Here is a 22,185-nt window from a genome sequence, read left to right on the forward strand (position 1 = left end):
TTCGGATCAAATGCTTAAGGCAACTTTGGCGAAAATTTCACGAATTCCGGCCGACCCTCGCCAATGTCATCGAGCACGGTCACCTCGCCGTCCAGGATATGCGCGCCGAGCGGCAGGCGTGCGAGCGCGTCGCGCAGCTCCGGAAACCAGGTGGTCGCATCGGCGCCGCCGCGAGTCTTCAACGCAAACGGCGCCGTGGCCGCCAGCATCCTATACCCGTCCATCTTCAACTCGAAGTGCCAAGCGCCCGTGCGCGGCAGTGCCATGCTGCGCTTGGCCAGCATGGGCTGCACGTCAGCGAGAGAGAGCGGGGCGACGCGGGGCATGGCGCCAGTCTCGCGCGCGCCGGGCGGCGACACAAGGCAGGGCTTGCATTCCAATCAAGATAGTCCTAACACATATATGTGATAGGCATATCCCGAATCAAACCACCATGACCGACGAGTGCGAGGCCGAAATCCGCGGGGCGTATGCCCGCCGCCTGCTGGAGCTGCAGCGCATCGGGCGCGCCAGCGACGGGCGGCCCATCCTGCCGGATCCCGATACGGTTCGCCAGCTCGAGTTCCTGGCCAGCACGCGGTGCGGTGCGGCGGTCGCGGCGGCCATCAAGCGCGCCAAGCGGCGCCTGGTATTTCGCCGGCTGGCGTCCACCACGCTCGATGTCACACCAACGGTGGCGCTGCACTGTGCCCAGCGTCTCCTGGGGCGCGGCATTGACGGGCGCGCGGCGCTCGCGGCGTTCGCCACGACAGGCCGCACGGCAGCCGAAAAGAGCCCGGTGACGGCTTACGCGCTGGCCGAGCTGGAGGCGCAGGCGCGCGAGCAGCTGTTCGAGCTGGTGACGTGGATCGGAGAGGTAAAGCGGGAGATTGCGGAAGAGTGGCACAACGCGCCGGAGTTGGCGGCTATCTTCGCGGACTGGGAAACGCAGCGTGCGGTACAGCGCCGGAGGCGACAGCAGCGGCGCCGGCCGTGAGACCAAGGTCAACCGCAATATTGCGATAGACCGAGCACTGACCGCCGGAGTTAAAGCCCTTGGGGAGCGTGGCAAAATACCGTTATCGGACCCAAGACGGACCTGTCGCCTATGGCGCGTGTCTGAACCGGCAGATCACTTTGCAGCAAGGCTCGCCGGGCATCCCAGATCTGAGCGGTTACGACAATGAGACGCGACGATTAATGCAGCTTGCTGTGGCTCTGAAAGGTCGGCCGGGCCTGGCACGTGTCTGCGCAAGCAGGTAGATAGCCTTAGTACGCTCCCAAGAGCACGGTGACCCGTTTCGGGTCGAAAGCGGCCGCGCCAGGCTGCGCTTGGACAGCATAGGCTGAACGTCCGCAGCGAGGCGGCGCAAGCATTCGCGGCGCATCAACTTCTCAGCTTTCCTAGAGAAAGCTCGCTGGAGAAAATTGGTATAGCGAGGCGCCCATGAGCACAGGAGATGATTACCGCCGCCATGGCCGGATCGTGAGGGTCCTGGCCCTCGCCCACATCTATCAAGTTTCGCAGCGCCAGCAGCACATGAGGATTTGCCGTGCCGTCGCCATTGCACAGCACCGCGCGAGCTTCAGCGTCGATGGCATCAACTAGATCAACGGTTTTTCCGTCTGTTGATGCGAGGAATCGGTCGTCGGTCAGCCATGGACAGTTTTCCGGATTTCTGACCTGGTGGGCCTCCAACGCTCGGACAAGGGCTAAAAGTCGATCTGGCATATGTCACGGGTCGATTCGGTTAGTACAGGCCCGTTTTCGGGTCGAAGTTGTCCATCTGGAAAAACCAGCGGCGCCTGGCACAGCCCCTCAATGCTACGCGCTGGGGCCTATGGGGTGATCGGTCATGACTGCCTCGGCCTGCGTTCCAGCTTGACTGGGACCGGGTCCTGGGGACGGAGCTGCGCCGTCAGCATGTCCCGCAGGCGCGGCAAGCCGATGATCCAGCCATTGCGCACGACATCGACGGACGGAACCAGGTGATCCGGGTGCTCCGCGAAGTAGAGCTCGCTCGCAACCATGAGGCGGCGAGATTCGACCGGCAGATTCGGACTCAGAATCATCGCGGCGAGCCGGAAAACGTTTGCCTCCCGCTGATTGCCGGCCACGGCCAGTCCACGGGCGGCGGCCGTGCACCTTTCCAGTAGCTCACGTTCCTCATCTCTCGAGGTCACCGGCGGATCTCCTTGGACAAATCCCTCGGGGGCGGGCGCTTAGTGCCTAGGCATTCCTCTGGGTGCGACGGCGCGTAGGCAATGGGGGACGGTTGGTGTCACGCATCATGTAGCGTGCGCAGGCCTCGATGTCTTGCTCAGAAACGCCGGCTTCCGCGAAAGTGTCCCTCCATCCAGAAACAATGTCCAGAATCTGCTCGACTTCAGCGTGTGCCTCCGCGGGCGTGAGCATGAAGCGGGTGGCGTGGGATAGGGCATTTTCCAGCGTCGGGTCAGTGCCGTGATCGCCGACAATCAGCTGCTGGTAGGGAATGCCTTGCAATTGCGGCTGGATGTCATAGACCGGCGACAGCCGCCAGTTTTCGCCACCTTGATGCAGGAAGGCGTGATTCTTCGCATGGTCGTCCGTGTTTTCGATGAGGATGTTCAGGACCATGCGTCGGAACATTTGGAGACAGTCGTCGAGAGGCGCGGGCGAATAGCGGCGCGCCACCTCGGCGATGTCTGCATAGGACATTTGTTCCTCCGGGATGCCATCGGCAAGCAGCAGCGTGCGAGCACTCGCGAAGTGGATGCGGTCGCCGCCAGGTTCCCGGTCAAACCGCTTGACCAGGAGCGTGTTTTTCCTGCCCAACTGTACGAGTCTGGACTCGGGCGCCTCGATGCCGCACGCTTGCGCCAGCACAAGTGAGGCATGCTCGATCGCGCAGAAATCCACCTCGTCGCCCTCGGCTGGGAACTTGGCGATCCAGGAGCTTCCTTCATCATCGACAATCGCCTTGGGACGGGCGCCGCCGGCGGTGCCGCCAGGTCGCAGCAACTGGCGAAGACGATCGTCAATTGGCAACTGCAGTTCGACGGCCCGCGCTGCCTCCAGCAGTCCTGGCAGGTCCCCGCGATGGAACACGGTGGGATGATTGACCTCATACCCATCCGCAAGATCGGCAAAGCCGAGCGCGCCGATCCGGTCCTCGCCGGCCAAGGCCAGGTAGTCAATCGCCGCGCGTCTGCGTGGGTTGAAGGCCCGATCGATAACGCGCCGTCCCCAGCGGTCCGGTCCGGCGTCTTCGAAGACAGGGTGTAGTTCCAGGCCAGACGGCGCCGAATACTTGCCATCACGGAGAGGCAAGTCTGGCGAGAGCGCGATGGCGTCCTTCCGCTGCAAATACTCAGGCGCGTACGAGAACAGACACTGCCGACCACCGATCAGATCCAGGCGGCCGCAGAGCACCGGTTCAGGGCTGTGAGGTCGGTAGAACCAAACGTACAGGTGGTCGTTCATACTTTCTTCCACTGGGACTGCGACTTGGCAGCAGGCCGTTGCACGCGGGAGATCTCCAGATCCAGCGCGACCTCATCCGCGGCAGGATTCGCAATCTCAGGAAGCCATTTGAGGCGCCCGACCAGCCAGAGCGCCATGGCATAAACGGCGATGGACACTGTTGGATCGCCTTGCTCCATCTTCCGGAGCGTCGGAACTGAAACCTGCATCCGCTCGGCGAAGGCCGCCATCGTTTCTTTGCGTCGCTTGCGGGCAACTTGCAGGTTGAGGCCGAGCTGGATCAGCGACCGGCTGACCGGACCAGGTAGGGTGGAAACGGCGCTGGCTTTTCTTGGCATGATGGAAACAATAATAGCTCAAACCACTAAAAACAGAACGTATCATTTGCTTTTCTCCGCATGCAAGGCGTCGATAGTGATGTATACGCCTCGTTTCGTATAACATTTATTATGTTAAATAAGCGTCACATAGTGCCTTCGGTCCAACCCTCCCGTCGGTTTGCACAAACTTGTTCCCGATTTTTGCAGGATTTTGTTCCTGGCCCCATGGGCCAGACCAAAGAACGTCGCGGGAAGGGGGCCTGACCCGTGACGGCCGCCCTTCCAGCCTCACCGGCGTGCCGCCGGCTTGGCACCGTGAGCGCGCGGGGCGCGCACGGGGCCCCTGACGGCGCGCGTCCGTGGCTTCGCACGCCGCGGCAGGCCAGGCAGCGACTGACCGATCCGTTGAGAAAAGGAACAAAATTACGCAAAACGTCGCCTGGAGGAACAATATTCTGCAAAGTTTCTTTGCATAAAATTGTTCCCGGTGCCTCGGAAACGGCCAACTGGCGGGCGACCAGCAGGAACAAAATTAAGCAAACGGACGCGGGCCGTTGGATTGCGTAATTTTGTGCCGGGCCGCATGGGCTCGGCTGACGAGCGCTGCCGCAATCGAACCAGAGCCGGGCCTTAGCCCCTCCAGCGCCGTCCGCGTGCGAATCCGCGTATGGCGAACTAGTCATAGGCACCAGGCCGTTGTAAGATCACGGCAACTAATAACCCAAGCTGCTTAGGTTTGGTACAATCAATGCCAACGGTCTTATCGATTTTCGGCCTGCGCGTGGTGATTTACCCCAACGACCATCGCCCGGCCCATGTCCACGTGATGGGCAAAGGCTGCGAAGCTGTCTTCAATCTGCACTGCCCGAAGGGGCCGCCAGAACTGCGCGAGAACTATGGCTTTTCGGCCAGGGACTTGGGGAAAATCGTCGACGCGCTGATCGCCCATTTGGCGGCGTTGTGCCGCGACTGGAGAGGCATCCATGGAAATTGCTGACGACGTGCTGGCCGCTGCAAATGCGCGCGGCGCGGCCAAAAAGGCCTCCTTCCCGGCGGTGGTGTCGGTGCGCTATGACCGGCGCGTCTCGCGCGTGGTGATCGCGCTGGCATCCGGCCTTGAACTGGCATTTTCGCCCAAAGCGGCGCAGGGTCTGGAACACGCTCACCCGGCGGACCTGGCCGACGCCGAGATCAGCCCCTCGGGGCTTGGCATCCATTTCCCCCACCTGGACGCGGATCTGTATCTGCCGGCGCTGCTTGACGGTTTTCTCGGCTCCAAGCGTTGGATGGCGTCAGAACTGGGCAAACGCGGAGGTGCGGCCTCGACGGCTGCCAAGGCGGCGGCTGCGAGGGAAAACGGTAGGCTTGGCGGACGCCCCCGCAAAAGCAAGTTGCCTGCCGCCGCGTGAAACAAAGAGCGCCCCTGAAGCGCTTCAGCAGGGCCAACCTTGACGCACTATCGTTGCGAATTAACCTGCGGCCGGCCGAAGTGAATGGTGGCTGGCGCCTGCAGCTACGTGACGGGCGACCAGCGGGAACAAATTATGCCAACCAACGCCCGGACAATGACTCGCTGACGTGGCGTGGCGCATGCGGATACCACGGTCCTGCGCTTGCCACCTTGGTTGCATTTCAATTGAGATGCGTAATGTGGGTCAAAGCATAGGAGATTTCCATGGCGCATACTTCAATGCTACACATCCGGGTGGACGACGACCTGAAAGCCCGGGCCACGCAAAACCTCGCCAGCGTCGGCCTAACCGTGTCCGACGCAGTTCGCATCCTGTTGACACGGATCGCCAAGGAGGGCGGGCTGCCGCCCGGTCTGACGACGGATCCCGAGACCTATGATGCTTGGTTCCGCGCCAAGGTCCAGCAAGCGCTGACCGCCCCGGCCCCGCCGCTCCCACATGACCAGGTCATGGACGACGTTCAGGCGCTGATCGACCGGAAACGCCGTGCGCGCGGTTGAATGGACGCGGTAGGCCAGGGCCGATCTTCTCGCCAGCGTTGACTACATCTCGGATGAGAATCCGGATGCGGCCCAGAGCCTGAAGGACGATCTCGAAGCGAAAGCGGCACGGCTGCCGGAACACCCCGAGCTGTACCGAGCCGGCGCGCGTCGCGAGCACGCGCGAGATGGTCGTGGCGGCCAACTACCTGGTCGTGTACGCCGTGGATGCCACCACCATCCGGATCCTGCGGGTACTCCATGCCGCGCAGCAATGGCCGTCGCCCGGTTGAGCCAGGAACTGACCAAAAAAATGGGTGCATCGCCCTACTGCGACGCGCCTTCGGCTTCGCCCTCGGCGAACCCGCCAGCCTTTTGCGTGACAGACCGCCTGAAACCTCCAAGCGCTCACGCTGCCTGACGTCGCGTCCAGGACGCGCAAACACGGCGCGCCGGCTTCGACGCTGGTCGTCGCGGTAGCTTGTCGACTGCCTTTTTGAGATGGTTGCCACGCATTGGATGTGACTGCCGAACTCAGGGGCTAAGCACGAGTCCTTCGCCCAGCTTGGCCGCCAGCGCCGTCAAATTCTGGCAGAACTTTCGCTTCTCCTCTGGCACCCCTGGCTGGGCGGCGATCCATCCCTTGAACGAGCAGAAGGACTCGGGGGAGATCGCGGTCAGGCGCTCCATGACGCCCGTTTTGGTAAAGACAATCGTGCTTACCCGACCGCCACGCAGGAGCTTGGTGATCCCATATGACATGGCCGCCCCACTGTCATCCGCAATCGTGGTCGACAGCGTCGCTTCCGCTGTGCTCGCTTGCACGGCGCCAATGATGTCGACCACGAAGCCGACTTCGTTTCGCCCGCGCACGCAGGCCCCCATCCTGGGGGCGAGGATGAAGGTCGGATCCACTGCCTGGAGTGCGGGCAGGATGACTGCCTCTGCGATGAGCTTCGCCGTGACGAACTGCACGCGCTTGTTGTATAGCCCGAGTCTGACGGCATCTTCGATGCGGCAGCCCGCGGCGGATGCATAGGCAAGGATTGCGTAGTTCCCGATCACCGAGATCGTCTCCGCGAAGCCCGCTCGGCGGAATGCCTCCAACAGCTGAACCAGAATCAGTGGGGTATTGCCAGGCGCGTATGCAGATATTTCGGTTTCGGTTCGCGTCAGTTCCCGCCGCTTGGCCGCGGCGCAGCCTGGGCGGGTCTCCCGCGATTCCTCGGCGCGCACGGCGGCCTCCCATTCCGCAAAACGCTGACGTGCAACGCCCTGCTGGTCCAACTCAAGGCGCTCCAGAGGGCGGACTTCGAAGCCGCCGCATTGGAACTTGCGACGCTCAGATGAAGAGTTCGCTTGCTCTGGGGCCTTGTTGGCACTCGCACCGTCGTGATTCGCTTCGCGGGGCGGTTCAGGTGCGGGAGCGGGCCTCGCCGGACGCTCTTGCGTTGGCTCCTTCTTCGCCGGCTCCGGCCGCGCCTTGATGACGGGTTCGCGCCCGGCAAACCGGCGCAGGTGATCGAGCTGCGCTTCCGCGAACGGCCCCTTCGGCAGGGTCAAGACCACCTTCGCTATGGCGTCTCCCCTCCGGCCAGTCTTGGCGTCACGCAGGCCCTTGCCGGCAATGCGCAACGATTTGCCGCTGCCCGTATTCGGCGGGACGTCTACCTCGAAGGTGCGTCCCACGATCTCGATGGTGGCCTTCCCTCCGAGCCACGCCGTGATGCAATCGATCTTGACCTCGCAGTGGATGTCGAGACCCTTCAGGTATGTCGACCCGGACTTCACCACCCGGATTTCGCAGAGCAGGTCCCCGGCCGCGCCACCGAACTCCCCTGGCATGCCGCCACCGACTGCACGAAGGACCCGACCGGCTGGGGTGTTCGGCGGCACTTGGATGTTGAAGTGCCGGGTCTGTTTGCGTGCACCCTTCCCTTTGCACGCGCTGCAGCGCCAATCGACCCCCGACCCCTTGCACTTGCTACAGGTACGCCGCTCCCAGCCATCCGCGGATGGATACCACCCGTGGCCGTCGCATTTTTCACACGTGACGGGAGAGTCCGTTTCCCCTGAGCCCCCGCAAGACGGGCATATGTCGTCAACTTTGACTTCGATGGTTGTCTGGCCACCACGGAGCGCCGTGTCAGCGTCGATCGACGCCTTGCAGCGGATGTCCTCGCCTTTTACAGGCGGCGGCTTAGATTGGCGACGTCTATGGTGGCTCCGGTGAAACTGTTGGCGAAAGAAGTCTTCGAAACTAGCGTCATCTCCGTCCGGCCCGGACCACCAAGGGTTCCCGCTGCGAGTCGAGCCATTGCTCTGGTTAGGGTCGTACTGCGCGCGCTTCTGGGCGTCGCCAAGGATGCGGTTAGCCTCCTCAATTTCCTTGAATTTCTCCTCGGCTTGCTTCTTTTCCCGTTCAGACTTGCCATGCTGTCGGTCGGGATGAAATTTCATCGCGAGCCGTCTGTAGGCGGCTCGGATCTCCGCCTCGGTCGCACCAGGCGAAACGCCGAGAGTGTTGTAATAGTTAATCATCTCGGCTATTCAGATTCACCTCACCCATGGTCTGAGGGCCGGGACTGCGCATCGGCAATCAGACGGCGGAAATAGCAAAAAGATACTACTACCGATCCATCAGGGCGGACGCCAAGTAATCATGTATCGATTACGCCACATAGCGATTCGCGGTTCAACTCGCGGGTGTGCATGATTAGTTCGCCTCTTGCGTCCCGCTTTCAACGCCCTACCCTCGCGTTCAACGTCCGCTGCGCTTGCGAATTCTCCGGCGAGCCAGTGCAATCCGACTCAAGGCGCAGCGCCGAACACTCAAACAGCATCGAAGCGCGGCGGCCCTGCAAGGTCGAGGAAGCTCCACCCATCGTTCCATTGTCTGCCCGCTACGTGACAATTTTTTCGCTGGCAAAAGAACTGCCGGTAAAAATGGCTGCTAATCCTGTGTTGCACGATGTTTATATCGCCGTATCCTGCTCCGGTAGGCCTGCTACCACCCGCGCCCGTCCCCTGATGAGCGCGGGTTCTTTTTTCCCGAACAGGAACTGCGCGGCGCAGGCTGGATTGCCGTCCACGGCCACCTGGTGGATACTGAATGTGGGTGGCGCCGCAAGGTGTTACCCGATTTCTTCTTGGACGTTCTGCGGCTCTCCTCCATCGGAGCGAGGGCTGTTTTTTTGGTCGCACGCACCATCTGGCAACCGGCGCGTCCAACTTGCCGACGGCAGCCGCCGCTGCGCGGGCGATCGATCACCGGATCTGCCGGTGTCATGTCGACCTGCGGGCGGTCTGACCATCGTGCACAATCCGCAAACGCGCCAGTCGTTTGCCCGGCCCGCTGGCGCCCAATAGCGTTGCCAGTGAACCTCAACCGCCGGTCTAGCCTCCTTCGTCTTGATCCGGAGAAGTCAGGACGCTGGGCAAGAACGCTCCGTCGATCGTGGCCACCGCGCACGCACCGAGACCGAAAATGCGGCACGGTCCTGTGGTCGGATAAGCCGTGGATTCGTGGTGATGGCCGTGGAAAGCGCGTTGCACACCCATTGCTTCGATGAGCATGTCAATCGCCTCGAACCCGTGCGGGTGGCAAGCCGGAGCCTCGTGGCTGACCAGGACATCCGCATGCTGACTCAATAACGCGTTGTAGGTCTGCGGGAAGATCGTGCTGCGATGGCGCCGCGGCAGACCGCCCCGCCAGTAATTCCCCTTCCCACATTTGGCCAGATAGTCAGTGGCGCTCTCTACGCGCGATGGTTCGGGCGGCATCCAGACCTGGCCGCGAAAAATCCCTCCCAACCCGGCAATCCGAAGGCCTGCGATCGTGACCACCCTCCCATCCAGGTTCCGGTCGGCCAGGCCCGAGCCGAACAGGTTGTCGTAGTCGGCATCGCTGTCGGTGTCGTGATTGCCAGGAATCCACCACACCTGCGTCAGAGGAAGGATGCTGGCGAGCTCTTCATCCAGTGGGCGCCTGGCCTGGATGTCGCCAGCGAGCACCACCGCCTCGGGGCGGTGACGGTGGACGCTTTCAATCAGCGGGCCGAACTCGCCATGGGGGTCGCCGCAAATGAATACGTGGCCTTCGGACATCGGTCTTTGGGATAGGTGACTTGGTTCGATGGAATCGACGGCGGTGAACCTGAACGGCCGGCGGGTATAGGCCCGCCATGGGTCTCGGCCACGGTCTGGGTAAACGCGCCCCGTTTGACCTCGTGCAACGGTGCATGACCTGTCGGGCGCGCTCCGTTGGCAAAGTGGCGGTCCGCTGTCACCCGATTATCCCTGAAGGATCACCAATCTACCTGATCACCAGTCTGTCGAAGGCGTAATCGCGACGGCGCCCGCGCAAGGTTACTGCCTCGACGGGTCCAGGTGCTTAAGTCAAAGCGGTACGCGAGACAACAAGACCTGACGGAGTTGACCGTTCCCCGCTTACAATGTTGCTATGCAATATATATCTGGGCCGTCGAAGCGCGCGAAGCGCCACAGGCCCTACGAGCAGGGGAGGCGGCAATGGCGACAGCTCTGGCTGCGACCAAAGGCGAAGCACTAAAGCTCCTGGAAACAGTGGGCGTCACGGTCGTGGATTTGGACTACGAATCAGGATGGCAGGATGCGATTGAGCTGGGCAGGCTGGGCGGAAAGCTTGGCATACGTGTCCAATATCGCGGCCATGAGAGTATTGCCGTCAGCTCGCCCGCCGCACTCGTTGCCGGACTGAGTCGTCCAAAGTTGACGTTCCGCCAGCGCAATCTTTACTGCCAATTTGAGCTCAGCTTGCTACCAGCGGCTGACTTGGAGCGCCTGGAGGGAAAAGCGGAGAAGCTCGGCGACTACATCCTCGCTGGACATCTAATGAGGGATGTCGATGCTGCATGGACGGAGTCCTGAAGTCCAAGGCAGAATCAGCGCCGCGAGTCGCGCCTTGATTTGCCCGGCCGCCCTCGGGTAGCGCTTATCACATTGAGATCTGGTTGGCCCGTTGCGGATTGCCCGTCGTCGTGGCAGCAGCTACCATCCCTGAAGACTTGTTGTGCCCGGCGATGTCGGGCCGGTCCTGCAGGGGCGCAATCTGACTACCAACGGGAACGCCGTGACGAATCAGCTCGATCTTTTTGAAGATGGCCGCGATGTCATGCTTCGCAACGACGTGCTCACAGCGCTGGAGCAACGCAATGCCGCCGCCGGGAGTGAAGCACTGCAGCGCCTGGTCGCGGAATATCCCGACGACACGCTTGTGCCGACCCTGGAGACACTTGTCGGTGTGTTGGAGGCTCCTGTCCACGAACACTTCGCGACTCACACGGCACTGCGCGACACCTGCGAAGCGTGGTGTTTGCCGAGCATGCCGGCAGCGCGCCGAGCTTTCGGCGACGCAGCGGGCATGGCTTGGTGCCTACCGCTGTGGCGTGCTGTCGCCCGGGCCGCCTCTCAATTGCCGTTTCACCGGGAGATGCCCGAATGGCATGCGGCACCCCTATGGATGCGCGCTGCGGAATGGACTGCGGCATGCGACAGCATCAAGCGAATCGGGTCATGGCGACGAATTCCAACTCCCCTCGCCTGGATGGCCGAGACGGTCTACCGGCTCCAGGGGCTAGACCCGGCATGGCCACTCTTGGCCGAGCTTGCCTGGCTATCCCCGAAGAAGCTCGGCGCGCTCATACAAACGCTCGGGGATTCGTCATTGCTGGCGCTGCGCCGGCGGTTCGATGCGAATTTCGACGGTGACGGCACAACCGAGGATATAAGCTGGCTTCCCGCCTGGTCCTTGGCCGAAAAACCCGGACTTGCTGCCCTCTTACGCGCGTCCGAGCCCTCGACGGGCACATTACCCGAAAAGGGATTTCGGATCATGCTGGATCTGTTGACCCTTGAGCGCCAGGGCTGCCAGCAAGATTTGCTGGAACGGCGAAAGGACTTACGCGGCCTGCACGCGGGCCTCTTCGAGGCCTACATCCGTACGCGGTAACGTCTCCGGATTTTCGCGTTTGCTCGCACTCGCAGGGCACAAAAAATTGCTCTCCACCTCGCGGAAGAGCGCGCGCGGCGTTAACATCCGTGTCCTGGGGACGGCGGTGATCGGCAATTTCAAGCGCCTGCGCAGCCACCACGGGTTGTCACATGACCATGCTGAAGTTGCTCCCGCCACCAGTAATCATCTTGGCGCGCCAACCGACCGGTCGGTCATTCTTGCTCAACGAGACAGTGTTTCGGTCGCTTGCCAAACCTCGCAACGCAAAAAGGAATAGAGAATCTCTGAACTGATGCATGGCCTGCTCCACGCGTCGCGCAGCGGCACGAAGGCCCACATCAGGAGACGTCCCTCTTCCCTGTTCGCAGAAATGGGTACGCACAGTCGCAGAGCGATGTCATGGGCATGGATCTAGCGCTCGGCATGCGGAGTTGACCTCATGGCGCGGCACGTTGCTGCTTGCCACGGCGCGCTCTGTGCGGCCTGGCTGGGGCGATCAAAACGGGGCGCCGGTGAGCGCCCTTCCTGCCCAATCGACCGGTTGCCGAAGGCCAACTCAGTTGAGGCGAAAGATCACGCCGAAGCTTCGGGTGTCACGACGGTCTGTGCCACCTTTTTCGCCGGGGCTCGCTTCTTCGTTGCGGACTTCACCGCAGCCTTCTTCGGCACAACAGTCGCGGCGGCTTTGCTACCAGCAGCCTTTTTCGAGGCGACCTTCGTGGCGGCAGCTTTGCCGGAAGCCTTCTTGACGCCTACAGCCTTCGCTTTTTTCGCCGCGAGCTTGTCCTTTGCGGCTTGCTTCTCAAAACGCGCTGCGGACTTTGCGGCTTCAGTGGCTTTCACGACCTCACGCTTTGCAGCTTCAATGGCCTTCTTCGTGTCGGCGCGCAGTTTCAGCAAGCGCTTTTTCGCTGCATGGGCTTCACGTGCGAGCACGCTCGCCTTCTTCGTCGGTGCCGTCAACTTCTTTGCGACAGGCTTCCTTTTGGTAACCGCGCTCGTCGGCGTGGTTGCTTTGGTTGCTGCGACCATGTTGATCGATGGAGCGCGGAGTATAACCTTGGTCGCGATCTGCAGTGATCCGTGCGCTCACCATGGGGTTGCCAAAGGGCTGAAATATCAACCAACGATCCGATGTGTTTCAGCTTCCCTCCGCTGCATTGCAGCACACGTAGCGCTTGATTCCGGGGACAAGAGCGTTTAGTGTCAATGCTCGGTGTGCGCATACTCAGCGCGTCCTCGCACCGAGTTCACTCAGTGTTGTTCCTGTCATCCTTCGTGGAACTCCGTCCACGAACCAGCAGTCGTAGTTCCTTTTCCGTCCCCCCGACAAGGAGCCTGACATGCTCAGTCCGCATGAAATTGCCGCGCTGCTACTGCTTGGCGATGCGCAAGACATCGACGATCTCGAACCGGAACAGTTAGACGGCCTGCTGGTCCACAAACTGGTGACGATGGAGCATGGCCACGGCAGCCCAAATGCCCATCCTCGCTTGACGAGTCAAGGGTATTCCATGCTTGAAGCCGTGCGCCGTATTGCGTAACGCCGCTCGATATTGAGCGCTCTTCACGTTTTGCTCTATTTGTCGCGAAGAGTCCTTGGCGACGAATGCCGCTGATCCGATTACATCGGACAAAGTCAAAGCCATACCGCTACAGTGACGAGCCGGTGGAAAAGCCTGCCTTCTTGGCTGTCGGTTATCGCCGGCTGCGCGTTGAGATTGAGCCAAAGCTAACTACCCAGCGCCTCAGTATCCCCGCAGTGCTGGCAAGCATGTCCATGGGCTCGACAGCCGGCGGCTCGATGCGAATCATTGCATCCAGTCCCTGACCGTTTTGATCAGGCGGGGAAAGTTACTAGCGTTCGTCTTTCCGGATGATTTCCACCTGCTCGTCAATGATGACCAGGAGGTCGGCTACTGAGCCGGTGAAACGCTGCCGTACTCTCTCTCGTGCCTTGCGCTCGCTGGCCGAACGCACGAGCTCATAGGTGCCACCCTCCTCGGAAAGACGGATGACTCGCAGTTCCTTGCTGGGCGGAACTTGCAGCCAATAAGAATACCCATTCCTTATCCCTTTTTCTGTGCGTTCGCGAGGAATCAGGTATGGCCGGGCAAGCATGATCTCGGCGTGAATCGCTTCAAAGGACATGGTGCTGCTCTCAAAAAAACGAAACCCCTGCATTGCGGGCAGGGGCGAATTTCATTCTGGAGTGCAGAAGCGGAGGTTTTTAGGCTTCTTCTGCAATCAGGAATCTCTTGGGGTTCTTACCGAGCCAAGCCGGTTGGCGACCACGGCCGGACCAAGTGTTCCCGGTTTTGGGGTCGCGGTACTTAGGGGGCAGTTCCGACTTCGGCTTGCTTGTACGGCTGCCTGCTGGACGGCCGCGACGGCGCTTGGCAATGTCTTCGACAGTCAAGCCATACTCTGCCATCAGGGTCTGAATCTTCTCGATGACGCCCGCTACTTCATTGGCGCGTACCTCTTCCAGTTGGGCTTCGAGGGCCTTCTTCTGGGACATGAGTTCCTTATAGGATGCCATTCGATTTTCCTTTCCAGTCGAGAGATGAGAGAAGATAGTTTAAGGCTAACCAAGCTTTAGCGCAAAACACTTTCACTCTGTGATTATGTGTGTGGAAAAACACTGGGTAATGCCATCTGAATTCAATGAAAATAGCCAGGAGTCAATGTGGGACAGCGACCGACAGAACATGCTAGGTTACTGCGCCGGCGTGTTCGGGTCATCAAGAGATCCACTATGGCGGAAGCCAACCGCAGCCTTGGCTAGCTCGTTGGTCGGATCAGCTCTCCACCTGGTGCTCTACACGGACGCTAAGACCGCCGTGCCGCGTCCGCCGACGTCCCCGCATCCCTCTCCCCACGCTCGCCGGACAGGTCCGCAAGCGCAGCCTCGGGGTCGCCGGCCGGACTTGTTCCGCCATCTCCGCACTTCGGTCATCCTGGAACAAGGCGAGGACATGCTCGTCTGAGCCTGGACTCGCTTAGCTTTCTGGAGATCACAGAACTGAGCCGGAACCTGGCCACCAGCCAGGCGCTGGCGAGACGATTGGACCTCCCATCGTGCGGCAAGGCAAGCCGGCTATGTAGGAATGACCTGATGGTGTAACAGATTGGGCCGCAAGACGTAATTTTGGCCCCCAAAGACCTTGTGACTTCAGCAGAGGGAGCTTGCAGGCGGGCATCGACGACCCATTATCGACGCAAGTCGCCTTTTGCGGCCCAATTCATTGCACCTTAGCCGTTGCCACCGCGGCTCACTATCAACGGCTGCAGTTCTGGCTTCCGGCTACGCTTCGCCATCGCGCTTGTCGCTGTGCCGCGGCAACTCTGGCGCTCGCCCTGGCCTCGCACGCTGCAACTCACCGTCGCCGTCGAATCGTGGCGGGAGCGCAAGGCTGACTCCGGTCAGTCAGGTCGCCGGAATGCTTCCCTTTCACCCGGCATTACCGAGGTCGCATGTAGGTACTTGGTGGGCCTGGCAGGATTTGAACCTGCGACCAAAGAAGTAGGATCGGTAGCCAGTCCCTTTCAAAGAGCGGTGGGAAGGCAAAACCGCTCTTTGCAGGAAACCAACTACCTTCCTCCGAACGCAACGTGCAGGTTTCCAAGCATTACGCTCTCCAGCAAGGTGCGCTTGCGCGCCCTACGTATCTCAAGCTACCTCGCCGCTGTGATGGGATCATACAGATCTGATAACTTAAGGCCATCATAGACTCCCTTATGAACCTTTATGTGACAGGGAGTGCATGCTGGAATCTGTTTTCTGTTCAGGGTTGCCATGAGCCGGCTAAAGCCCCAAACCTTCGCTCCCATTTTCCGAACATGGCGAATGTGGTGCATTACCACCTTCTCGTCGGAACCACAAATAACGCAGTTCACCCCAAGCTTGCTACGGGTTCTCAGTCTTTGATTTCGTTGAAACACGTGATCCGGCGTGGGCAGCTCGCCCACCTTGAATCTGGTGGGGTTGCGAGTCCAATCGAAGACGGTAGGGAAGGCTAAGAATGCCGTCTTCCCATAGTGAGTTTTCTCGATCGCCAACTGATCCCCATGCTTGAGGAAGATTCGTCTAATCGAAGTCCTATGCTTCCCAGCCAGGGTCTTCGCTGCCGAGTATTTCAGGATGTACTGAATCCTGCGCAGATCAGAGTAGTTATCCACGAAACTGTAGTAATTAACCAGCCCTCTCAGCACCGCTCCTGCCATTGCGACGATTTGGTCGTCGTCGAGGGCAATCCATGCGCTTTTGGCGATTGGGTTACCGTTTTTGTCGCAGAATCCTCTGGAGTTTAGTCTCGCCACCAGCCTGTCGCATGGGGCAAACATCTGGGGTAACCATCCGGTGACTCTCTTTTGGTAGTGGCGGCCGTTCTTGTCGGTTATGCCAACTACTTTCTGAGAATCAGCTCCCACTTTGAATCGGGTTCCCAAGAAAAATGCTTCTTCATCCTTGGCATGCCTGATGTGGGTTTTCTCCATGCTAAGAGTTAGCCCGAGCTTTTTCGCCATGAAGGATTTTACCTCATCACGAATTTGCACGGCGAGATGTTTAGGACCATTGATTCCCACACACCAATCGTCGGCGTATCGCACATACTTTACTCGAATAAACGAGCCGTCATCCCGTGTTTGGCTTGACCGCTTCTGAGCAATGAGTAGCGCCTTCAATTCCCTGAGCAATTCTTTCCGTTCTTCGGCATTGTATGTCGGAGCATTTAGTTTCGAACGCACCTTCACAATTTGCTTCCGACGGTAGTTGTACTCGGTCGTGGTCCGCTTCTTGTCTCCCTTTTCATGTGTTGCAGTCAAACCTGCGACAAACTCATCGAGTTCATGCAAGAAGATATTGCACAGGATAGGGGAGACTATGGACCCCTGAGGTGTACCGACGTGACTTTCCACGGGTCTTTTGAACTCGTAGTAGCCGGCCGTCAGTGCTTTTCTGATCAAATTAAGAAATCTCTCGTCCTTGATGCGACGACGAAGGATGCTGATCAGAATGTCATGGTCAATACAATCGAAAGCGGCTTTGACGTCGCCTTCTATGATCCACGTTACTCCGCTCCAAGTGTTGCGGATAGACTTTAGCGCTGTGTGGCAGCCGCGATTGGGCCTGAAGCCATGACTGTCGTCACTGAAACTGCTTCCATGAGGGCTGTCGTAAATTGCTTCGAGGATCATTCTCATGACCTCTTGTACGATTTTGTCTCGTGGTGGAGCGATTCCTAGCGGACGAGTTTTTCCGTTGGCCTTCGGGATGTGGACACGTCGTGCGCGGGAAAATTGGAACGATTCGTCCCTCATCTGTGCGACGATCTTCTCAATGGTCCTCAAGGAGAACTCATCTAGCGTGGTTCCGTCGGCCCCTGGTGTCATGTTTCCGGGAACGCTTTTCAGCTTTTCGTACGCCACGACGAAAAGGTCGCGTTTGTACATTAGCCTATAGAGGTCACCGTTGACCCAACCAGGTTTAGCGTTTAATCTACGTAGTGTCTCTAGACGTTCTAGGTCAGAACTACTCATCCGAGTAAACCTTTTACTTCTAAAGCACGTCCTTGCATCTTCGCTTCCCCTTGTCCCGCGTTACCGAGGCTGTATAGGGCATATTTTTGGTGGGCCTTGCAGGGCTCGAACCTGCGACCAAAGAATTATGAGTTCTCTGCTCTTACCGACTGAGCTAAAGGCCCAACATTTCTGCCACAACGGGTACTACCGAATAGTCCGTTGCCGGAATGGTCCACCATGTTGCCACAGCTTCGTCATTCCTGCGTAGGTTGCATGTCTCAACCCACGCTTCTAGGGATTGCTCCCCTTAGGCAATCCCATGGTTAACACACTCTCGCGCTCCAGTTTTAGGTGTCCAACTCATCCTTTTCGTCCCTACTTGGGCGTCGGTCGGCCGAAGAAGCTTGAGGAGTATTCATAATCGCTACCCCTCATTCGCGGAAGTGGACGTAAACATGCGTGTCCACCAGTTGAGCATGGTACTCCGATCGGATTTGGCTTCTGGCAATACAGCCTTCACCATAACTGGCCTAACTGACAGACCTATCGAGCTTGCATATTAGCTCTCACCTGCCTTTTCGCGGCATGCTGCTGTCCCCTCAAGGTTTCCCCCTTAGGTATCCCGCGGTGTTTCCACCGCGGTAAGCCGCTGTTTTACCCACGATGCTTCAGTGGGATGGTACTACTACCACAGCGAGAGTGCGCCCTATCCATGGCGCACTTATGAGTTCTCTGCTACTGACCCCTGAGCTACAGGCCCACTGTTTCACTACACAGGTACCACAACTGGTCCCGATAAGTCTGAAAGGGAAGGGGCTTACCTCTCGATTCCCCGCGACGCGCGAATGATAGCAGGCTTGGGTCATCGGACGACGGATTTAATACTCTGCCTCGCGTAGCTCAGTGGTTACCGCGGAGGTCTAGCAGGCTGCTGAAATACCTCCAGCGGAAGTCAGCGCGACAGCCGGGTGAAGCGTTGATTTGAGGATCCCATCCAACCTCACATTTATGCGCGGCGCAGACACCTTCTCCGAAAGCCTGTTCACCATGCGGAGGCTGGATGATTTCGTGCCAAAGTCCCACCCGCTGCGCTCGATCCGCACTATGGCCAACCTGGCGCTGGTGAAGATGAACCGGTTGTTCGCGCAGATGTACGAGGCCGACATTAAGGGCGGCCGGCCCAGCATCGCGCCGGAGAAGTTGCTGCGGGCCATGCTGCTGCAGGTGCTCTACAGCATTCGCTCCGAACGCCAGCTCATGGAGCAGACGCAATACAACCTGCTGTTTCGCTGGTTTATCGGGCTGTCGATGGACGATACAGTTTGGGTGCCCACGGTCTTTACCAAGAACCGCGAACGGCTGATCAAGCATGATGCGGTGATCGAGTTCTTCAACGAAGTGCTGGCCATCGCGCAGAAGAAGGACTGGCTGTCGGGCGAGCACTTCAGCGTCGACGGCACGCTGATTCAAGCGTGGGCGGGCCACAAGAGCTTCGTGCGCAAGGATGGCGGCGACGAAGACGACAACGACGGCGCCAACTTCAAGGGTCGCAAGCGCGGCAACGACACGCACGAGTCCAAGACCGATCCCGATGCCAGGCTCTACCGCAAGGGCAAGACCGCCAGTGAACTGCGCTACATGGGTCATACCCTGAGCGACAACCGCCACGGCCTGGTGGTGAGCGCGATGGTCACCAATGCGGACGGACATGCCGAGCGCGAGGCCGCCAAAGTCATGCTAAATGATGCCAGGCAGGTGGCTGAGGACCTGGATGTGGAAGTCACCGTGGGCGCGGATAAGGGCTACGACGCCGAAGAATTCATTCAGGCATGCCTGGAGATGAAGGTGACGCCCCACGTGGCACAGAACACCTCGGGGCGGCGCTCGGCCGTTCCGGACGAGATCGCCAACAGCACCGGTTATGCGATCTCGCAGCAGAAGCGCAAGTTGATCGAACAAGGCTTTGGCTGGGCCAAGACCGTGGGGCGCATGCGCCATGTGATGGTGCGCGGCCTGAAGAAGGTTGACCAGATGTTTGTGCTGAGCATGGCCGCCTACAACCTCGTGCGCATGCGCTCGCTGGGACAAATCCGTCCGCAGTTGCCGTAATCGCGGTAATGAGGCCGGAATCAGGTACCAAATCGCTGATAAAGTCGATGCAGTGACGTTCGGCTTCCGGATTGTGAAAAATCACAAACCAATCAGCCTTGCAGGGGAAGCTTCGCCGCTTGCGCGGCGAGTACTTCAGCAGCCTGCTAGTTTGCCGGCTGACTTCCGATCATGGATCCGGCTCCAGCAGATTCTGGCTTTGGGCGATAGCCGATCCGCCATGTCGATGTGTCAATGCTGCAGAGGTAGCTATCCATCGACACAGCTTCCGAGCGCCTACCCTCGACGGTAGGCCGAAGCTGGGTTCGGGCGAACGCCGACAGGACTCTGGCCGAGCCTAGAGCCCTGCCCGTGCCGGTTTCGATCGCCTTTGGTAGCAGGCGGCGCCTTGCGGCCGTGCCGGACGAGTCCGTCGTTACCAATTTGGCCGTCGAACTTTTCCCGGGGAGGGGAAAGCAAGCACTATGAGTTCTCACAGCTTACCCCGCGCCATGAATTCCATGCTGACATCCTTAGTCTCTTCGCTATCAGACTGTCCCGCCAGCTCCTCCCATACACGCCTAGCCTCACCATCGAAGCACGGCGAGCCCGACAGCAAGTATCGCCGTCCGCTTGAGGTTACGCCGACAGCTGCCTCACTGTCGAAGGATTGGATTGCGCTGCTCACTCGAACCTCATTGTTCTCGACGCAGTACCCCACAAAATGTCGTTGACCCGATCTTGTTTCGCGGACCCGCCAGCGCTCAAGTGTGACGAGCGGCTGTACGTCGACAGGTGCAACTATGTTCACAGACATTACGTGTTTCAACTATTGAAACCGCGGACGCCCGGAGCTTGAGCCGGCCGACCCTCTTTTGGCAAAAGGTGTATACGGACTCTCGAGAGCAGACCGCGAACCAATGCTCCATTTCCCGGTGTCAATGGACCATTAGAGGCCAGATGTGCAGGGGATAATCCCGTGAATCGTGCGAGATATAGCGCGACCGCAAGTCTACGTCGGCCGACGCTTTCTGCAAATGAACTCAGTCGCTCTCGGGCGAACCACACCTTACACTCTCGTTGCTGACGGGAAGAACGTCTCGGAAGCGTCCCTCGATATGATCCACGATGGCCGGGGTGGCCTTCCCACGCAATATGTCGAGAAACTCTTGGAAGGCCTCTTCGATGGACGCCGAGTCCATGGCCTCAATCAGACGAGTCTTGATAGGGTGGCCTGTTCGGCCGAGAGTCCGTTCTGCCACATCCATCAGATACATCCGGGCGGCGGCAAGGGAGCGCCGCTGTCCAGCCAGCTTCGGCGGGATGGCCAAAGACTGCTTCTCCAGCAGCCGGGTTGCCGTTTCATGCACAGGTTCGGCGACCAGCCTGATGAACCCCCCTTGTAGCAATTGGCCCAGCGTATCGGGGTCAAGCCCAAGCTGTTCCCCACGGGCGCGTAGGTCTCGCCAGTCGGTCTGCCCATCCACCATGATGAGTAGCGCGCGGCTGCGACGGTCAAGCGTCCCATTTCGTCCTATAAGCTCTTGCCGACCGGTTTCTGTTTTCTCCAGCCGCCCAACTATTCCGTCCATCGCTCGCCCTTCCCCACGGGTGGCGGCCAAGCTACGACGTCCGGTTTACACGAGTGTGACAACCCCATAACGCGCGCAGGATATCTTCGCGAATCACAGGACGGCATCTCTCCCTGCCCGTCCCGGGTCAGCCCCTCGGCGTTGCGGTAGCAGACCACTGGCGGCGGCGGTGGCGGAGGGGCCGACGGATCGAAGCACCCCGTCGCTTCCAGTTCCTACATGGTCAGCCCGTAGTCAGCCAACCCTCTGCAAAGTCCCGGCGAGTGAGGCCATAGAGCCGGGCAACGACCGTAGCATCGCTGCCGAGCGACAACAGTTCATTTGCCGCCCGGCGGGCCCGCAAGATGCTGGGAAATCCCCCCAGGAATGCTTGGGCAGCCACAGGATCAAAATGCGTACCGCTTCCTTCCAAAATAACGGCCTTTGCTTCGTCGTCCGTCATGGACGGGCGATAGCAGCGAGCCTCCGTCATCGCGTCAAAAGCGTCCGCCACCGCTACAACACGAGCGGGCAAAGGGACGTTCTGGCCAACCAGGTGGTCGGGGTATCCGCTTCCGTCAAAGCGCTCGTGGTGATGCCGGGCAATCACAGACGCATACTGATGCAGTTCATGGATACTACCGGCAAGCAGCTCGGCGCCAATTCGTGAATGGCGCTCCATGATGCGCCGCTCCTCTGGATCCAGCTTTGCTGGCTTGAGCAGGACACGATCCGGTATGGCCAGTTTTCCGAGGTCATGAACCGGCGTCGCAAGGCGAATGCATTGTTGTTCGGCCGCATCCAGCCCCATTATGCCTGCGAGGCAACTCGCAATGATCGAAGTACGAATGAGATGGCCTGATGCGTCCGGATAGCGCATACAGCTCGCATGGGTCAGGCTTGCAAGCGTGGCAATGGCTCGGTAATCCATATTGACTAATTTGCCGAATACATTGTCCGGCGATATTTTGATACCCGTCTTTTGATTTATTACTCATCCGCCGCGATGAGCCTCTGTAGGCCGCTTCGCACCCTTGCTTCGAGCGAGGGGAGTCTAGCAAGTTGCCAGCCATTCTGACTGGGAATAGTCCCGACTCACCTTCCGAAATGGTGGAATCTTGACTTGTATCAAGTATTTCCAAGGGTCCGGACTGGATGGTAGTAATCTGCTCCCATACTAGGCCCCTTGTGCGATCGCTCTGCCCGGCTTCGGAACAGCGGTCTTACCCATCCTGAGGTGTTCTGTCCAGCGCGGACACGTCTGGTTCATGCTGCAGCTAGTCGACTGAGGT

General features: G+C 59.5%; 22 protein-coding genes, 1 tRNA gene and 2 pseudogenes. 10 read left to right on the top strand and 15 right to left on the bottom strand.

Translation table 11 applies throughout. The features are described 5' to 3' along the window. Window positions 1-14 precede the first annotated feature (14 nt). Window positions 15-326: a hypothetical protein gene (locus IPF36_RS32150; protein ID WP_195432067.1), complete on the bottom strand. Its 312-nt coding sequence runs from the start codon at window positions 324-326 to the stop codon at window positions 15-17. A 107-nt stretch (window positions 327-433) separates the two neighbouring features. Here IPF36_RS32150 and IPF36_RS32155 point away from each other — a divergent pair, with 107 nt between their 5' ends. Next, the gene (locus tag IPF36_RS32155; RefSeq protein WP_195432068.1) at window positions 434-976 is read left to right on the top strand and encodes a hypothetical protein; all 543 of its coding nucleotides are present in this window, start codon (window positions 434-436) and stop codon (window positions 974-976) included. Window positions 977-1,366: 390 nt separating this feature from the next. Here the strand turns inward: IPF36_RS32155 and IPF36_RS32160 are convergent, their stop codons facing one another. From IPF36_RS32160 to IPF36_RS32175, 4 genes are all read right to left on the bottom strand, one after another. Next, window positions 1,367-1,711, bottom strand: a complete 345-nt coding sequence (locus IPF36_RS32160; protein ID WP_195432069.1) for a hypothetical protein — start codon at window positions 1,709-1,711, stop codon at window positions 1,367-1,369. Window positions 1,712-1,833: 122 nt separating this feature from the next. Further along, window positions 1,834-2,163 carry a hypothetical protein gene (locus IPF36_RS32165; RefSeq protein ID WP_195432070.1) on the bottom strand — a complete coding sequence of 110 codons (330 nt, stop codon included), beginning with the start codon at window positions 2,161-2,163 and terminating at the stop codon, window positions 1,834-1,836. A gap of 46 nt (window positions 2,164-2,209) precedes the next feature. After that, window positions 2,210-3,445, bottom strand: a complete 1,236-nt coding sequence (locus IPF36_RS32170) for a type II toxin-antitoxin system HipA family toxin (RefSeq protein WP_195432071.1) — start codon at window positions 3,443-3,445, stop codon at window positions 2,210-2,212. Continuing rightward, window positions 3,442-3,783: a helix-turn-helix domain-containing protein gene (locus IPF36_RS32175; protein ID WP_195432072.1), complete on the bottom strand. Its 342-nt coding sequence runs from the start codon at window positions 3,781-3,783 to the stop codon at window positions 3,442-3,444. The genes IPF36_RS32170 and IPF36_RS32175 overlap by 4 nt, the downstream gene beginning before the upstream one ends. 730 nt (window positions 3,784-4,513) lie before the next feature. Between IPF36_RS32175 and IPF36_RS32180 the strand changes: the two genes are divergently transcribed. The 4 genes and pseudogenes from IPF36_RS32180 (at window position 4,514) to IPF36_RS32195 (ending at window position 6,009) form a co-directional block, all read left to right on the top strand. Continuing rightward, window positions 4,514-4,762, top strand: a complete 249-nt coding sequence (locus IPF36_RS32180; RefSeq protein WP_195432073.1) for a DUF4160 domain-containing protein — start codon at window positions 4,514-4,516, stop codon at window positions 4,760-4,762. After that, window positions 4,749-5,174: a DUF2442 domain-containing protein gene (locus IPF36_RS32185; protein ID WP_195432074.1), complete on the top strand. Its 426-nt coding sequence runs from the start codon at window positions 4,749-4,751 to the stop codon at window positions 5,172-5,174. Before IPF36_RS32180 ends, IPF36_RS32185 begins: the two co-directional genes overlap by 14 nt. Before the next feature lie 266 nt (window positions 5,175-5,440). Beyond that, entirely contained in the window at window positions 5,441-5,737 is a 297-nt protein-coding gene (locus tag IPF36_RS32190; protein ID WP_195432076.1) for a type II toxin-antitoxin system RelB/DinJ family antitoxin, read from the top strand. A 46-nt stretch (window positions 5,738-5,783) separates the two neighbouring features. Further along, window positions 5,784-6,009: pseudogene (locus IPF36_RS32195) on the top strand (type II toxin-antitoxin system RelE/ParE family toxin). A 241-nt stretch (window positions 6,010-6,250) separates the two neighbouring features. On the opposite strand, the gene IPF36_RS32200 reads toward IPF36_RS32195, so the two are convergent. Both IPF36_RS32200 and IPF36_RS32205 read right to left on the bottom strand, forming a co-directional pair. Next, window positions 6,251-8,257: a GSU2403 family nucleotidyltransferase fold protein gene (locus IPF36_RS32200; protein WP_195432080.1), complete on the bottom strand. Its 2,007-nt coding sequence runs from the start codon at window positions 8,255-8,257 to the stop codon at window positions 6,251-6,253. Window positions 8,258-9,112: 855 nt separating this feature from the next. Beyond that, complete coding sequence (locus IPF36_RS32205; protein WP_195432081.1) at window positions 9,113-9,823, bottom strand: metallophosphoesterase; 711 nt, start codon at window positions 9,821-9,823, stop codon at window positions 9,113-9,115. Window positions 9,824-10,246: 423 nt separating this feature from the next. Here IPF36_RS32205 and IPF36_RS32210 point away from each other — a divergent pair, with 423 nt between their 5' ends. The 3 genes from IPF36_RS32210 (at window position 10,247) to IPF36_RS32220 (ending at window position 11,985) form a co-directional block, all read left to right on the top strand. Next, window positions 10,247-10,624 (top strand): PHA-granule associated protein 4, encoded by a 378-nt coding sequence (locus IPF36_RS32210; RefSeq protein ID WP_195432083.1) that lies wholly within the window; start codon window positions 10,247-10,249, stop codon window positions 10,622-10,624. Between the two features lie 202 nt (window positions 10,625-10,826). Continuing rightward, window positions 10,827-11,705 carry a hypothetical protein gene (locus tag IPF36_RS34920; protein WP_255519976.1) on the top strand — a complete coding sequence of 293 codons (879 nt, stop codon included), beginning with the start codon at window positions 10,827-10,829 and terminating at the stop codon, window positions 11,703-11,705. A 19-nt stretch (window positions 11,706-11,724) separates the two neighbouring features. Continuing rightward, window positions 11,725-11,985 (top strand): hypothetical protein, encoded by a 261-nt coding sequence (locus tag IPF36_RS32220; RefSeq protein WP_195432085.1) that lies wholly within the window; start codon window positions 11,725-11,727, stop codon window positions 11,983-11,985. Window positions 11,986-12,281: 296 nt separating this feature from the next. Here IPF36_RS32220 and IPF36_RS32225 read toward each other — a convergent pair whose 3' ends face one another. Continuing rightward, a complete protein-coding gene (locus IPF36_RS32225) occupies window positions 12,282-12,740 on the bottom strand; it encodes a fumarate hydratase (RefSeq protein ID WP_195432087.1) in 459 nt (152 codons plus the stop codon). Window positions 12,741-13,051: 311 nt separating this feature from the next. Between IPF36_RS32225 and IPF36_RS32230 the strand changes: the two genes are divergently transcribed. After that, entirely contained in the window at window positions 13,052-13,252 is a 201-nt protein-coding gene (locus IPF36_RS32230; RefSeq protein ID WP_195432088.1) for a hypothetical protein, read from the top strand. Between the two features lie 313 nt (window positions 13,253-13,565). Here the strand turns inward: IPF36_RS32230 and IPF36_RS32235 are convergent, their stop codons facing one another. The 4 genes from IPF36_RS32235 to IPF36_RS32250 form a co-directional block, all read right to left on the bottom strand. Next, window positions 13,566-13,859: a hypothetical protein gene (locus IPF36_RS32235; RefSeq protein ID WP_195432089.1), complete on the bottom strand. Its 294-nt coding sequence runs from the start codon at window positions 13,857-13,859 to the stop codon at window positions 13,566-13,568. A gap of 79 nt (window positions 13,860-13,938) precedes the next feature. Further along, a complete protein-coding gene (locus tag IPF36_RS32240; RefSeq protein WP_195432090.1) occupies window positions 13,939-14,250 on the bottom strand; it encodes an H-NS family nucleoid-associated regulatory protein in 312 nt (103 codons plus the stop codon). Window positions 14,251-15,386: 1,136 nt separating this feature from the next. After that, on the bottom strand, window positions 15,387-17,165 hold the full coding sequence (locus IPF36_RS32245; RefSeq protein ID WP_218959773.1) for a reverse transcriptase domain-containing protein: 1,779 nt from the start codon (window positions 17,163-17,165) through the stop codon (window positions 15,387-15,389). 174 nt (window positions 17,166-17,339) lie between these two features. Further along, window positions 17,340-17,416: transfer RNA gene (locus IPF36_RS32250), tRNA-Ile, on the bottom strand. Window positions 17,417-18,242: 826 nt separating this feature from the next. Here IPF36_RS32250 and IPF36_RS32255 point away from each other — a divergent pair. Further along, window positions 18,243-19,343 carry an IS5 family transposase gene (locus IPF36_RS32255; protein WP_195432092.1) on the top strand — a complete coding sequence of 367 codons (1,101 nt, stop codon included), beginning with the start codon at window positions 18,243-18,245 and terminating at the stop codon, window positions 19,341-19,343. A 1,022-nt stretch (window positions 19,344-20,365) separates the two neighbouring features. On the opposite strand, the gene IPF36_RS32260 is transcribed toward IPF36_RS32255, so the two are convergent. The 3 genes and pseudogenes from IPF36_RS32260 to IPF36_RS32265 form a co-directional block, all read right to left on the bottom strand. Next, window positions 20,366-20,944: a hypothetical protein gene (locus IPF36_RS32260; RefSeq protein WP_255519977.1), complete on the bottom strand. Its 579-nt coding sequence runs from the start codon at window positions 20,942-20,944 to the stop codon at window positions 20,366-20,368. Next, a pseudogene (locus IPF36_RS34925) lies at window positions 20,902-21,156 on the bottom strand (hypothetical protein). Before IPF36_RS34925 ends, IPF36_RS32260 begins: the two are co-directional and overlap by 43 nt. Further along, the gene (locus tag IPF36_RS32265; protein ID WP_195432093.1) at window positions 21,138-21,824 is read right to left on the bottom strand and encodes an HD-GYP domain-containing protein; all 687 of its coding nucleotides are present in this window, start codon (window positions 21,822-21,824) and stop codon (window positions 21,138-21,140) included. The pseudogene IPF36_RS34925 and the gene IPF36_RS32265 overlap by 19 nt, the downstream one beginning before the upstream one ends. Window positions 21,825-22,185: the final 361 nt, after the last annotated feature.

Origin of the sequence: Cupriavidus sp. IK-TO18 (assembly GCF_015549295.1) — a bacterium.
In the GTDB taxonomy this organism is placed as follows: Bacteria; Pseudomonadota; Gammaproteobacteria; order Burkholderiales; family Burkholderiaceae; genus Cupriavidus; species Cupriavidus oxalaticus_A.